Source organism: Bradyrhizobium sp. Ken01, assembly GCF_055807355.1.
The window spans coordinates 30,001-43,708 of sequence record NZ_JBVVPC010000034.1 but is presented as its reverse complement, the minus strand read 5'-3'; the positions used below and the strand labels follow the sequence as shown (position 1 = coordinate 43,708).

The window sequence follows — 13,708 nt, the reverse complement described above, 5'->3', positions numbered from 1 at the left end:
TCATTGTCAGCGCCTGATATAGACAGGCTTTCGCTTCTCAAGGAAGGCCTTGATGCCTTCCGAAAACTCCTCGGAGCGGCTGCACAGGACCTGGTTGCGATCCTCCATCGCGATCACGGCTTCCAGCGATCCGGCATCGACACTCATGTTGAGACATTCCTTGGACAGGCGCAGGCCCACGGGCGAGGCCATGATCATCGCGTCGACATAGGGTTCGGCGGCGTCATCGAGCTTGTCCTCGTCGACGACCTCGGAGACGAGCCCGACCGCGAGCGCGCGTTCGGCGCCGATGAAGCGGCCCGTGAGGATCAGCTCCGAGGCAACCGAGACACCGACAAGGCGTGGCAGGAAATAGCTGGTGCCGATGTCGCAGCCGCCAAGGCCGAGCTTGATGAAAGCGCAGTTCATCCGCGCCGATCTCGTCGCGATGCGGATGTCGGAGGCGAGCGCCAGCGCAAAGCCGCCGCCGGCTGCCGCGCCCTGTACCAGCGCGAGGATCGGCTGCGGGCAGCGCCGCATCAGCATCACGATATCGGCGATGCGCCGCTGCGAGTCGAGCGACTCCGTGACACCGGGCGGCTCCTGCTGGCCGGCACGGCGCGCCATTGCGGCCTTGAGATCGAGTCCTGCGCAAAAATTCTTTCCGGCGCCCTTCAGCACCACGACGCGCGTGTCGCGGTTGCGCTGGAGGCCCTGGAAGTAGACGTTGAGCGCGTCGATCAGCGCAGGATCGAGCGCGTTGAGGTATTCGGGACGATTGAGCGTCACGGTGTCGACGCCGTCATTGTGCTCGATCAGCAGCGGTTGGGACATGAGGCGCCTCGTGCTTGCCGCCATTCGCGGTGCCGATTGCTGCGCCCTCTCCCCTTGTGGGAGAGGGCATGTACGCTGCGAACCCGGAATTCGCTTGGGTGAGGGGTCTGTCTCCGCGGATAGAGACCCCTCATCCGGCGCGCTACGCGCGCCACCTTCTCCCACAAGGGAGAAGGAAAAAGAGCCCTACCGCGGCGCCATGCGGATCGCGCCGTCGAGACGGATGGTCTCGCCATTGAGCATCGGGTTCTCGACGATGTGCACGGCCAGCGAGCCGTATTCATTGGCGTCGCCGAGACGCGCGGGGTGCGGCACCTGGGCACCGAGGCTCTTGCGGGCCTCTTCGTTCAAGCCCATCAGCAGCGGCGTCAGGAACAGGCCGGGCGCAATGGTGTTGACGCGGATCTTCTGGCTCGCGAGGTCGCGCGCCGCCGGCAGGGTGAGACCGACGACGCCGCCCTTCGACGCCGCATAAGCGATCTGGCCGATCTGGCCTTCGTAAGCCGCGACCGACGCGGTGTTGACGATGACGCCGCGCTCTTCACCGACCGGCTCGATCGTGACGAGGCGCTCGGCGAACAGACGCAGGCAGTTGAAGGTGCCGATCAGATTGACGTTGATGATGCGCGCGAACTTTTCCAGCGGGTAGACCCCATCGCGGCCGACAATGCGCTGCGAGCCACCGATGCCGGCGCAGTTCATCAGCACGCGCGCGACGCCGTGCGCGGCTTCCGCCTTGGCGATCGCCGCCTTGATCTGCTCCTCGCTGGTGACATCGGCGTGGAGCGCGATGCCCTTCACTTCGGCGGCAACCTTTTCGGCGTTTTCCTTGCTCTGATCGATCACGCCGATCTTCGCACCCTTGGCGGCCATGGCGCGGGCGGTCGCGGCACCAAGGCCCGACCCGCCGCCGGTGATGAGAACTGCAACGTCTTTCAACTGCATCGTAAGCTACCTTTTCCTTGGGCGTTTCTTCTCTAGACTTCTGCGTTCTGCCCGGATTATCCGGCCGCGGCAGCTTCCTCGATATTCGTGAGGATGCCGCCGCAGATCAGCGTTTCCATGTGCTTGATGTATTGCCGGCAAACGTCGTCGGTGACCGGGCCGACGCCGGTCGCACGCGACATCGCGTGCCGGCCGAAGAACAAATGATCGCAGGCGCCGATCAGGCTGGTGTAGAACAGCACCGGATCGGTGGCGCGGAATTCGCCCTGACTGACGCCTTCGGCGAGCAGGCGGCGATGAAAGTCGAGCAGCGGCGCGACGAAGAATTTCGAGACTTCGTCCGCGGAGCCCGCGACGCTCTCGTGCAACAGATAGTGGATCAGCCGGTTCATGTAGGGAAACCGGTGATAGGCGCGGATGATGCCGCCGATATGCAGCTTCAGCTTCGCGGTCGGCGTGATCGGCTGCGCCAGCAGATATTCGAGATTGGACAATTCCGTCCCCGCGTCGCGCTCGAGCAGCGCCAACAGCAGGCCGTCCTTGTTGCCGAAGTGATATTTGACCAGCGCGGCATTGGCGCCGGACTTCTGGGCGATGTCGCTCAGCGAAATCTCGATCGAGGAGCGTTCGATCATCAGCTCGCTCGCGGCCACGAGCAATTTCTCTGCCGTGGAATTCTTTCCGCTGGGGAGCCTGTTCGGTACGCTGGTCGTCACGGAGATCCCTGATTTTGGCGCGAGAGCGGCCGCAGATAAGCCCAAGCAGCGCCTCCCCACAAGAGTTAATTGATCGATTGACTAAACAACCGGTCACCCCTTAAATCCACCCCGACAACCAACCATTCAGAATAATCCAGGGAGAAACCGACATGGCCGAGGCTTATATCGTCGCCGCTGCGCGTACCGCCGGTGGGCGCAAGGGGGGCCGCCTCGCCGGATGGCATCCGGCCGATCTCGCTGCGAAGGTGCTGGACGAGTTGGTCGATCGCACCAAGGTCGATCCCGCTTTGGTCGAGGATGTGATCATGGGCTGCGTCATGCAGGTCGGCGAGCAGTCCAACAACGTCGCGCGCAATGCGATCATGGCCTCGAAACTGCCGGAAAGCGTGCCGGGCACCTCGATCGACCGCCAGTGCGGCTCGTCACAGCAGGCGCTGCACTTCGCAGCCCAGGCCGTGATGTCCGGCGCGATGGACGTGGTGATCGCCGCCGGCGTGGAATCGATGACGCGCGTGCCGATGGGCCTGTCGTCGCAGCTTCCGGCCAAGAACGGCTTTGGCAATTACAAGAGCCCAGGTATCGAGCAGCGTTATCCGAACATCGTGTTCAGCCAGTTCACCGGCGCCGAAATGATGGCCGAGAAGTACGGCCTGTCGAAGGACGAGCTCGACGAATACTCCTACAACAGCCATCAGCGCGCGATCGCGGCAACCCAGGCCGGCCACTTCAAAAAGGAGATCGTGCCGCTCGAGATCACCCGTGCCGACGGCTCCAAGGACACCCACCACATCGACGAGGGCATCCGCTTCGACGCCACACTCGACGGCATCAAGGGCGTCAAGCTGATCGCCGAGAATGGCAAGCTCTCCGCGGCCAGCGCCAGTCAGATCTGCGACGGCGCCTCCGGCGTGATGGTGGTGAACGAGCGTGGCCTGAAGCAGCTTGGCGTGAAGCCGCTGGCGCGCGTCCACCACATGACCATGATGGGCGGCGATCCCGTGATCATGCTCGACGCACCGCTGCACGCCACCAAGCGCGCGCTGGAAAAGGCCGGCATGACGATCGACGACATCGACCTGTTCGAGGTCAACGAGGCCTTTGCCTCGGTGCCGACCGGGTGGCTGAAGACCACCGGCGCCGATCCGGAACGTCTCAACGTCAATGGCGGCGCCATCGCGCTCGGCCATCCGCTCGGCGGCTCCGGCACCAAGCTGATGACGACGCTCGTTCACGCCCTGCATCAGCGCGGCAAGCGCTATGGCTTGCAGACCATGTGCGAAGGTGGCGGCATGGCGAACGTGACGATCGTGGAGCGGCTGTAAACCCGCATTGCATCGCTCAGGCATTCCCACATGAAGGGTCGTCCCGGCGCAGGCCGAGACCCATAACCACAGAAGTTTGTGGTTAGGACTAACTGGGCGACATCGCGTTTCGACAATCTGGATTGGTGGTTATGGATCCCGGCCCCCCGTGCACAATTGCGCACTAGGCCGGGATGACACCTTATCTTGTTGAGAGATCTCGACCATGACGCATCCGTCCGTCTACGCAAAGTCCACGCCCAAAAAGATCGCCTACCAGATGGCCGGGACCGGCAAGGCGATCACCTATCGCGAGCTCGAGGAGCTCTCGAACCAGGGCGCGCACCTGTTCCGCTCGCTCGGGCTGAAGGCCGGCGACCACATCGCGCTGCTGATGGAGAACCGCCTCGCCTTCATGGAGATCTGCTGGGCGGCGCAACGCAGCGGGCTCTACTACACCGCGATCAGCCGCTATTTGAAGCAGGACGAGATCGACTACATCATCGCCGATTGCGGCGCCAAGGTCGTGATTACGACACCGAAATGCGCCGACCAGATCAAGGCCCTGATCAAGGGTGCGCCCGGCGAGCCGGTCTTCTACATGATGGACGAGCCGCAAGCCGGCTTCCGCTCCTATGACAAGGAAGCGGCCGCGCAGCCGACAACGCCGATCGCCGACGAGGTCGCCGGCTATGACATGCTGTATTCGTCAGGCACCACCGGCCGGCCCAAGGGCATCAAGAAGGCGTTCGAGGGCAAGCCGATCGACGAGCCGAACGCGTTTCTGCGCGTGCTCTGCGCCGGCATGTGCGGCATGAACGCCGAGACGACTTATCTCTCACCGGCACCGCTCTATCACGCCGCTCCCTTGCGCTTCAACATGATGGCGGTCGTGCTCGGCGGCACTTCCATCATCATGGAGCACTTTGACGCCGAAGATTTCCTGAAGCTGGTCGAAACGTACAACGTAACGCAGGCGCAGCTCGTACCGACCATGTTCGTGCGCATGCTCAAGCTGCCGGACGAGGTCCGCAACCGCTACGACGTCTCGACGCTCAAGGGCGCGATCCACGCCGCCGCGCCCTGCCCGGTCGAGGTCAAGGCCAAGATGATTGAATGGTGGGGGCCGATCCTGATCGAGTACTACGCGGGTTCCGAAGGCAACGGCGTCACCGTCTGCAACTCGAAAGAATGGCTGGAGCACCGCGGCAGCGTCGGGCGCGCCGTGGTCGGCAAGATCAAGATCCTGGACGAGAACGACGATGAGCAGCCGACGGGCGAGATCGGCACCGTCTATTTCGCCGATGCGCCTGTTTTCACCTATCACAACGATCCCGAGAAGACGAAGAAGGCCTACAACGCAAAAGGCTGGTCGACGCTCGGCGACGTCGGCTATCTCGACAGAGACGGCTTCCTCTTTCTCACCGACCGCAAGTCCTACATGATCATCTCGGGCGGCGTGAACATCTACCCGCAGGAAACCGAGGACGTGCTCATCACCCACCCCGAGGTCGCCGACGTCGCCGTGTTCGGTGTGCCGAACGAGGAGATGGGCGAAGAGGTCAAAGCGGTGGTGCAGCCGCACGATCCCAAGCGCGCCGGCAAGGAGCTCGAGGCCGACCTGATCGCCTACTGCAAGAGCCGCCTCTCGACGATCAAATGCCCGCGCTCGATCGATTTCGAAGCCGAGCTGCCGCGCACGCCAACCGGCAAGCTGGTGAAGCGGCATCTGCGCGACAAATATTGGCCGAAGGCGGCGGCGAAGATCTAGCCAGCCGCCTGATCGCTTCAATCAAACAAGCTCGGCGTGTGGTTCACCAGCGCGCCTTCGATCTCGAGCATCTTCAGCTTCGTCACCACGCCGCCATTGGCCGAGAAGCCGCCGGGCTTGTTGCCGGCCGCCAGCACGCGGTGGCAGGGCACGACGATCGGGCAGGGATTGCGGCCGAGCGCCTGGCCGACGTCGCGCGACAGCTCGACACCGCCGAGCTGCTTGGCGATGTCGCCATAGGTGACGGTCTTGCCCGGCGGAATGGTGCGGGCGATCGCGTAGACGCCGCGGTTGAAGTCGGGCACCCCGTCGAGGTCGAGCGGGATGTCGGTGAGGTCATCCGGCTCGCCGGCGAGCAGCTTTGTAATGCGGTCGATTGCCTGCTGCACTTCGGCGGTCGGCTCGGCTTCGCTGGCGTCGGCATGGCGCTGGCTGATGCGGGTGCGGATCTTCTGCTCCCCGCCCATCGGCAGTTGCGTGCCGTTGATGCCGCGCGGACCCCAGGCAATGGCGCATAGGCCGATCTTGCTATCGAACAGGGCAAAATGCTGGTCGGTCATGGTTCGGTCCCTGGCTTGCGTTCCCTCGCACGCCCCCAATGTGAACTGAGCTAAAATCTAGGCTTGGAAATAGTTGCGATCCACCCGGTTTCCGGGAATCTTGCACAGGAGTTCCGCCTCCCCGTTTCGCGAGCCCAGAATGCAAAGCCTCCACGTCAACGGATACGACATGCCCTATCTCGACGTGGGCGAAGACCGGGACCGGCCGCCGCTGGTTTGCGTGCATGGTTCGCTCAACGACTTCCGTGTCTGGGGCTGCGTGCTCGGGCCGCTGACGCAGCGGCACCGGCTGATCTGCGTCAGCCTGCGGCACTTCTTCCCGGCGCGATGGGATGGCGTCGGCGACACCTATTCGATCGCCCAGCATGTCGACGACATCATCGCCTTCATCGACAAGCTCGACCTCGGCCCGGCCGATTTGATGGGCCATTCCCGCGGCGGGCACATCAGCTTCCGCGTCGCGCAGCGGCGGCCGAATTTGCTCCGGCGGCTGGTGCTGGCCGAGCCCGGCGGCGAGCTCGATGCGAGCCTCGATCCCGACTACGCCGGCGGCCCCTCGCCGCTGCTGGCGCGGTTCACGGCCTCGGCCGAGAAGATCGCGGCCGGTGACATCGACGGCGGCCTCGCGGTCTTCGTCGACACGCTGGAAGGCGCCGGCACCTGGCCGCGGCTGCCGGCGCTGGTGAAGCAGAACCTGCGTGACAACGCCTTCACGCTGATCGGCCAGGTCCGCGACAACCGCCCGCCATTCTCGAAGGCGGACGCGGAGTCCATCAAGATACCGACGCTGTTCATCCTGGGCGCGCGGACCAAGGGCCTGCTGCCGAAAGTGCTGCATGCGCTGGCGGCGCATGTGCCGTATTCCAGGACGGCCGTCATCCCGAACGCAACGCACCCGATGTTCGAGCAGGCGCCGCAGAGATACTCCGAAGTGGTGCTGGATTTTCTGGCGGGCTGATCATGCAGACATTTCGCGTCAATGGTTACGACGTGGCCTACCTCGAAGTGGGACGAGGCCTGCCGCTGGTCTGCGTGCACGGCACGCTCGGCGATTTCCGCACCTGGTATTCAGTGCTCGGTCCGCTGTCGAAATCGCATCGCGTGATCTCGGTGAGCCTGCGGCATTTCTTTCCCGAGCATTGGGATGCCGTCGGCGACGACTACAAGATGGCCCAGCACGTCGCCGACGTGATCGCTTTCATCGAGCAGGTCGAACCCACGCCGGTCGATTTGATGGGCCATTCGCGCGGCGGCCACATCGCGTTTCGCGTGGCGCAGTCGCGGCCGGATCTGTTGCGAAAGCTGGTGCTGGCCGAGCCCGGGGGCGATCTCGATGCGAGCCTGCCGGTGCCTGCGGGCACGCCCACGCGCCTGCCGCTGGCCGCGCGCACGGCGCGGTCGGTCGAGATGATCCGCGCCGGCGACATCGAGGGCGCGCTGCAGAACTTCTACGAAGGCATCGAAGGCGACGGCTCGTGGCGGCGCGTGCCGGCGGCGGCGAAGCAGCAATTGCGCGACAACGCCATCACCTTCCTGGGCCAGATCAACGAGCAGCGCAGGCCCTACACGCTCGCGGACGCGCAGGCGATCAGGACGCCGACGCTCCTGATCGGCGGCGGCGCGACGACGGGGAGCCTGTCGGTGATGTGGCGCGTGCTGGCTGAGCATATCGCCGGGGCGAAGACGGCCGTGATCCCCAATGCCGGCCATTGGATGTTCGAGCAGGCTCCGCTGGAGTTCGGCGAGGCGGTGAGCGCGTTTCTGGCGGAGTAGCCGCGCACCCCTCTTTCTTTTTCCTCGAAAACAACCCCATGCACAGTAGCTGAGCCCAGCAATATCAACGGCTTGGCGAAGCGCAAAAATGGGGTCGGACGCCACGTTGGCCGCGCTTGACGTCCTTCCCCTCTCGCCGTAGCTTCGAATACGGAATTCCGTATTCCTTGTCATGGTCTCGGAGCTGCCAGCGTGATCCCTCTCGACCCGCTTCCGAACCTGATCGACCAGGTCTATGCGCGGATCCTGGAGGCGATCTCCGACCGCACGCTGCAGCCTGGGCAGCGAATCCGGCAGAACGAGCTCGCCGACAGGCTCGGCGTGTCGCGCCAGCCGGTGTCGCATGCGCTGCACCTGTTGCACCGGCAGGGACTCGTCGCCGAAAGCGGCCGGCGCGGCTTTGAAGTCACCCAGCTCGATCCCGCACGCATCCGCCAGCTCTACGAGGTGCGCGGCGCAATCGATGCGCTGGCGGCGCGGCTTGCCGGCGAACGCGCGGCAAGCGATGCGGCGGGACGCGCGCGGCTGGAGGCGGCGCTCGCCGCCGGGCGCGGGATCGATGGCAAGACCACGCTCACCGAGCTGATCGCGCTCGATGTCGAGTTTCATCGCGCGATCTATCGGCTCGCCGGCAATCCCGTGATCGAGGAGACGATCACGCCGCAATGGCCGCATATGCGCCGCTCGATGGCGACGGTGCTGTCCGAGCTCGATTATCGTGGCAGTGCCTGGGCCGAGCATGCCGACATTGCCGGCCATATTTTAGCAGGCGATGCGAAGGCGGCCGAACGCGCGGCGCTTGCGCACGCGCAGACGGCGGGACGGATGACCGAGGAGAGACTGAGGTCGACGGAAGAGGCGGCGTAACCGCACACGCTGTCGTTCCGGGGCGATGCGCAGCATCGAGCCCGGAATCCATCGGACGGCCTACGCTGCGGAGAAATGGATTCCGGGCTCACGCTTCGCGTGCCCCGGAATGACAACAAAACAAACCAAAAGGAGGACGCGACGTGAAACTGTCCCAGGAGCAATTGGAGTTCTTCCACCGCGAGGGCTGGCTGTTCCTGCCCGAATTGTTCAGCCCGGAGGAGGTCGATCTCCTCGCGCGCGAGGCGGTTGCCATCTATGACGCGAACCGGCCGGAAGTCTGGCGCGAGAAGAGCGGCGCGCCGCGCACCGCCTTTGCTGCGCATCTCTACAACGAGGCCTTCGGCATCCTCGGCGCGCATCCGCGCATGATCGACCCGGTCGAGCAGCTGTTCGGCGAGCAGGTCTACATGCACCAGTTCAAGATCAACGCAAAATCCGCCTTCACCGGCGACGTCTGGCAATGGCACCAGGATTACGGCACCTGGAAGCGCGACGACGGTATGCCGGAGCCGCGCGCGATGAACATCGCGATCTTCCTCGACGAGGTGATGCCGATCAACGGCCCGCTGATGCTGGTGCCGCAGAGCCAGAACGCCGGCGACCTCAAGGCCTCGCATGACCTTGCGACGACCTCCTATCCGCTGTGGACGCTGGACGAGGAGACCGTGACGCGGCTGGTCAAGCAGGGCGGCATCGTGGCGCCGACGGGGAAGCCCGGCGGCATGCTGATGTTCCACGGCAATCTCGTGCATGGCTCGGCCGGCAACATCACACCCTATCCGCGCAAGATCGTGTACCTGACCCTGAACGCGGTTTCGAACTACATCCGCACCCCGACGCGCCCGGAGTACATCGCGCATCGCGATTTTGCGCCGATCAAGACGGTGGACGACGACGCGCTGCTGCGGCTCGCCCGTGCGCCGCGGCAGGCGGCGGAGTAAGCGTCATTCCGGGGCGGCGCGTAGTGTCGAGCCCGGAATCCATCAGGCCGCAGAAGTCGCGGATGGATGGATTCCGGGCTCGCGCTTCGCGCGCCCCGGAATGACGAGCTTCAATCGTTGCGCTTAGGACAAGCCCCATGAACCTCTTCCGCCTCCTCCAGGCCCGCGCTGCCGCCGGCAAGCCCGTCCGCGTGGCGCTGATCGGCGCCGGCAAATTCGGCTCGATGTTTCTGGCGCAGGTGCCGCACACGCCGGGGCTGGAGGTGCCCATCATCGTCGACATCGATCGCGACCGCGCGCGCGAGGCCTGCCGCACCGTCGGATGGGACGATGGCCGCATCGGCGCCACCGTCTTCACCGATGACGGCGCGCGCGCCATTGCCGGCGGCGCGATGGACGTGGTGGTGGAGGCGACCGGCAATCCGGCCGTCGGCATCAAGCACGCCCGCGCGGCGATCGCGGCGGGCAAGCATATCGTGATGGTCAATGTCGAAGCCGACGTGCTGGCGGGTCCGCTGCTCGCCGAGGAGGCCCGCAAGGCCGGCGTGGTCTATTCGCTCGCCTATGGCGACCAGCCGGCGCTCACCGCGGAGATGGTGGATTGGGCCCGCGCCACCGGCTTTCACGTGGTCGCCGCCGGCAAGGGGACGAAATATCTGCCGGCCTATCACGACGTGACGCCGGATGGCGTCTGGCAGCATTACGGGCTGACCGCGGGCGAGGCGCAATCGGCCGGGATGAATCCGCAGATGTTCAACTCCTTCCTCGACGGCACCAAATCGGCGATCGAGATGGCCGCGATTGCGAACGCCTGCGGACTGGACGTGCCCGCGGAGGGCCTGCTGTTTCCACCCTGCGGCGTCGACGACCTCCCGCACATCATGCGGCCGCGCAGCAGGGGCGGCGTGCTGGAGCGATCGGGCGTCGTGGAGGTGGTCTCCTCGCTCGAGCGCGACGGAAGGCCGGTGTTTCGCGATCTGCGCTGGGGCGTTTACGTCGTGCTGGAGGCGCCGAACGACTACGCCGCCGACTGCTTCAGGCAATACGGCCTGAAGACCGGCGGCAGCGGACGGTACGCGGCGATGTACAAACCGTACCATCTGATCGGCCTCGAACTGAATATCTCGGTGCTGTCGGCCGCGCTGCGCGGCGAGCCGACCGGGCAGCCCCATGGTTTCCGCGGCGACGTCGCCTCGGTGGCCAAACGCAATCTGCGCGCCGGCGAGATGCTGGACGGCGAAGGCGGCTACACGGTGTGGGGCAAGCTGGTGCCGGCGGCCGCGAGCCTCAAGGCCGGCGCGCTCCCGATCGGCCTGGCGCATCGCGTGAGGCTGAAGCACGACGTCGCCCATGGCGAGATCGTGCGCTGGAGCGATGTCGAGTTCGACGCAGGCAACGAGACGGTGAAGACGCGGAGGGCGATGGAGGCGGCGTTCGCAAGCGCAGAGTAGGCCGCGCATTCATAAATCGGGATTCATTGGTGCGGCCTGAGCGATGTGCGCTGGCCGACGTTTTGCGGGCCCAAGCTGAACATCGACTCAGGTCAGCTACGGGCCCAGAAGCGGACATCAACAGGACGATGCCAAAGTCATGGCAGCTTGTCGTCGGTCAATCAATCCAGCCAATGATGCCAAGAAACCAACCACCAAAGAAAGAGGTGATAAGCAGGATAAGCCAGTGCACAAATTCCTGCACACATGACGGGCCACATCGCCGCACGCCGCTGCTGACGGTTCAGCCGTCCCTGAAGGTTTCGTGGTAGAGATCCAGCTCGACGGTACGCCACTGCGGCGCTCAAGACGACCACGATCAGACAGGCAGTGAGGAAGTACATGGCCACAATCCTTTGGCGCCCTAGTTTGTACTGGCTAGGACCTAGAGAAGGGCTTGCCGAGCAGATCGAAGTTTACCGACTGCGATATTAGTTCCCTAACTGGACGCGATGACCACGAGGTCTGCTAGGGGTCAATTGCGGCGGTTTCCCGCTGAGCGACCGACTCCGGTCCTCGTCTGCGTCCGGAAATGTCGCTGCACTGCGCGACGGGCGCGATGGGCCAATTCCCGACACGTCCCCAAGCACATCGGAGGGCCAATGACACCTACGGCCGCACTTCGAAGTAAGTCTTGCCGCCTCGTTCGAATCCTGCTCGCTCGTAGAAGCGCAGGGTCGCCTCACGCTTGGACCCCGTCGCCAAGTGGACCTTATAGCAATCGGCCTGCGATGCGATCTCAAGCGCATAGGTGAGAACCCGTCGCCCGAGCCCTGATTTGCGATGGTCGGCGTGGGTGACTACATTCTCAATGACGCCATATGATCGGCCGCCCCGAGACAGATTGGGAACAATTGCAAGCGTGCACGACGATAGAAGCTGTTCACCTGCTTGCGCCACGATCACAGTCATAAACCTCGATGAAAGCAGGTTGGACCAGACGCGCTCAGCCGTAGCTGACTCCAGTTGAGCTTCGTGCGGATGGAGATGCCGGTAAAGGTTCAAAACCTGATGCAGGTCGTGTTCTGTTGCGTGACGGACAATAGCCTCTTTCATGTAGTGATCTCTTGCAAAGCAAGTCGCAGTTGCGGAGCAAATTGCAACGACAATCTCATATACGAGGCCGCACTGTCTCCAGAAGTTTCAGAGCCTCCACCACCGAATTGCAGATCAATTGGTCATCCGGTTTGCGGTCCTCTTTGAGCTTCTCGACGTTCGCGCGATCAACCCAGAGAGTTTCTGACACTTTGCCGGTTTCCAGAGCTGGTTTTGTGAGGTCCCCGTCGACGGTCACGATGAACTGTCGTTCTTCGTAGGGTGTCGGCCCATAGCTCCAATATTTAGGTGTTAGCTCAAGAACGATGTTTTTGAGGTGCCAGCCTGTCTCCTCATGTATTTCCCGGCGCAGAGCAGAAAGAACGTCCTCGTCGTCTTCGACGTGCCCGCCGATCAAGTCCCAACACCCGGGAAATAACTCACGCGTCGATGAGCGCCTTTGCACAAAGACGCGTCCTCGACCGTCAACGACAACGCGTCCGCAATGAACTGCCTTCTTGGTGACATTTTCGTCGGTCTCGGAGTGTGGTAGATTAGCCTTTGCGGCGCCCACTTGAGGCCGATGCCGTGGCCTCAAGGTCCGATTTTGATCCAGCCGTACGAGCTCCGCAACGGGTCCACAATCTGACCTAGTAACGTCCCCGACATATCGGCTTTGGTTCTCGGTCAGGGAAGTAGCCGCTCCTGCTTCGCCTGCCTGAACCACTTCCGGAACATGTCTTCCGTCTCCATCATCTCGGTGAAGCCGGCGCGGTTGATCTTCACGGTCGAGACGATCGAGGGCGGACCCGATTCGGCGTGGCCGTAGCGCAGGCTGTAATCGGCGTATTGGAACGAGAGGCCTACGAATTCGGCCAGCGCCGGCGATGCAAGGTCGTGCTTGCGCCGCAGCGCATCCCAAGGACCGAGCCAGCCTGGAAATGCCTTCGCGAGCGACAGCGGGACCGGCTTGCCCGGCTTCATCTCCAGCGCGTCGGCGACCGCAGGCCAGATGTTCTCCCAGGTGAAGACGTCGCCATTGGTCACGTTGAAGGCCTCGTTGCGCGCGGCCTCGGCCTCGCCCGACCAGGCGATGGCGCGGGCGAGGAGATCGACATCGACGGCCTGCCCCACCCGCGCGGCGCCGCCGGGGTAATCGAGCAGCCTGCCCTGCTCGCGCAGCATCGCGGCATAGACGCCGAGCGGCGGGATCAGGTCCATGGCGCCGCCCATGGCGAGGCCGACGATCAGCACCGGCCGCAGGATGCTCCAATGCCAGCTCTTGCCGGCTTGAAGTTCGCGCAAGAAGTTTTCCTGTGCCCAGTAGAAGTTGGGCTGCTCGTACATTTCGGAGCGGCCTTCGCGGGCCGGCACGGTCAAGGGGCGCACGTGGACGCCGTAGGCCTTGGTGCCCTGCAGCAGAGCGACGTGCCTGAGGCCGGGCGCCACAGGCTCGAGGGCACCCATCAGATTGCGCAGCATCAGGTCGT

Annotated in this window: 14 protein-coding genes (1 of these 14 cut by a window edge); 7 read left to right on the top strand and 7 right to left on the bottom strand. The window is 64.0% G+C overall.

Annotated features, from left to right (window positions below):
• Positions 1-6: 6 nt before the first annotated feature.
• The 3 genes from AC0L3S_RS27680 to AC0L3S_RS27670 form a co-directional block, all read right to left on the bottom strand.
• Positions 7-813: an enoyl-CoA hydratase/isomerase family protein gene (locus tag AC0L3S_RS27680; protein ID WP_473282612.1), complete on the bottom strand. Its 807-nt coding sequence runs from the start codon at positions 811-813 to the stop codon at positions 7-9.
• 186 nt (positions 814-999) lie between these two features.
• On the bottom strand, positions 1,000-1,758 hold the full coding sequence (locus AC0L3S_RS27675) for an SDR family NAD(P)-dependent oxidoreductase (protein ID WP_007615252.1): 759 nt from the start codon (positions 1,756-1,758) through the stop codon (positions 1,000-1,002).
• A 56-nt stretch (positions 1,759-1,814) separates the two neighbouring features.
• Entirely contained in the window at positions 1,815-2,417 is a 603-nt protein-coding gene (locus tag AC0L3S_RS27670) for a TetR family transcriptional regulator (protein ID WP_018453285.1), read from the bottom strand.
• Between the two features lie 209 nt (positions 2,418-2,626).
• Between AC0L3S_RS27670 and AC0L3S_RS27665 the strand changes: the two genes are divergently transcribed.
• The gene (locus tag AC0L3S_RS27665; protein WP_473263779.1) at positions 2,627-3,799 is read left to right on the top strand and encodes an acetyl-CoA C-acetyltransferase; all 1,173 of its coding nucleotides are present in this window, start codon (positions 2,627-2,629) and stop codon (positions 3,797-3,799) included.
• A 205-nt stretch (positions 3,800-4,004) separates the two neighbouring features.
• The gene (locus AC0L3S_RS27660) at positions 4,005-5,549 is read left to right on the top strand and encodes an acyl-CoA synthetase (protein ID WP_473263780.1); all 1,545 of its coding nucleotides are present in this window, start codon (positions 4,005-4,007) and stop codon (positions 5,547-5,549) included.
• Positions 5,550-5,566: 17 nt separating this feature from the next.
• Here the strand turns inward: AC0L3S_RS27660 and AC0L3S_RS27655 are convergent, their stop codons facing one another.
• Positions 5,567-6,109, bottom strand: a complete 543-nt coding sequence (locus AC0L3S_RS27655) for a methylated-DNA--[protein]-cysteine S-methyltransferase (protein WP_007597259.1) — start codon at positions 6,107-6,109, stop codon at positions 5,567-5,569.
• Positions 6,110-6,248: 139 nt separating this feature from the next.
• On the opposite strand from AC0L3S_RS27655, the gene AC0L3S_RS27650 reads away from it, so the two are divergent.
• From AC0L3S_RS27650 to AC0L3S_RS27630, 5 genes are all read left to right on the top strand, one after another.
• Positions 6,249-7,067, top strand: coding sequence for an alpha/beta fold hydrolase (locus AC0L3S_RS27650; protein WP_473282610.1), 819 nt, complete (start codon positions 6,249-6,251; stop codon positions 7,065-7,067).
• Positions 7,068-7,069: 2 nt separating this feature from the next.
• Positions 7,070-7,882, top strand: coding sequence for an alpha/beta fold hydrolase (locus tag AC0L3S_RS27645; RefSeq protein ID WP_473282608.1), 813 nt, complete (start codon positions 7,070-7,072; stop codon positions 7,880-7,882).
• 192 nt (positions 7,883-8,074) lie between these two features.
• On the top strand, positions 8,075-8,749 hold the full coding sequence (locus tag AC0L3S_RS27640; RefSeq protein ID WP_473282606.1) for a GntR family transcriptional regulator: 675 nt from the start codon (positions 8,075-8,077) through the stop codon (positions 8,747-8,749).
• Positions 8,750-8,892: 143 nt separating this feature from the next.
• The gene (locus tag AC0L3S_RS27635) at positions 8,893-9,693 is read left to right on the top strand and encodes a phytanoyl-CoA dioxygenase family protein (RefSeq protein ID WP_473282604.1); all 801 of its coding nucleotides are present in this window, start codon (positions 8,893-8,895) and stop codon (positions 9,691-9,693) included.
• Positions 9,694-9,830: 137 nt separating this feature from the next.
• Complete coding sequence (locus AC0L3S_RS27630; protein ID WP_473282602.1) at positions 9,831-11,144, top strand: NAD(P)H-dependent oxidoreductase; 1,314 nt, start codon at positions 9,831-9,833, stop codon at positions 11,142-11,144.
• A gap of 648 nt (positions 11,145-11,792) precedes the next feature.
• On the opposite strand, the gene AC0L3S_RS27625 is transcribed toward AC0L3S_RS27630, so the two are convergent.
• From AC0L3S_RS27625 to AC0L3S_RS27615, 3 genes are all read right to left on the bottom strand, one after another.
• Positions 11,793-12,239, bottom strand: a complete 447-nt coding sequence (locus tag AC0L3S_RS27625; protein WP_473263789.1) for a GNAT family N-acetyltransferase — start codon at positions 12,237-12,239, stop codon at positions 11,793-11,795.
• 55 nt (positions 12,240-12,294) lie between these two features.
• On the bottom strand, positions 12,295-12,792 hold the full coding sequence (locus AC0L3S_RS27620) for an NUDIX domain-containing protein (protein WP_473282600.1): 498 nt from the start codon (positions 12,790-12,792) through the stop codon (positions 12,295-12,297).
• Positions 12,793-12,905: 113 nt separating this feature from the next.
• Positions 12,906-13,708: the 3' portion of an NAD-dependent epimerase/dehydratase family protein gene (locus tag AC0L3S_RS27615; RefSeq protein WP_473282598.1), read on the bottom strand. Its footprint extends 283 nt past the window's final position; the window shows 803 of its 1,086 coding nt (coding positions 284-1,086); its start codon lies beyond the right edge, outside the window; the stop codon is at positions 12,906-12,908.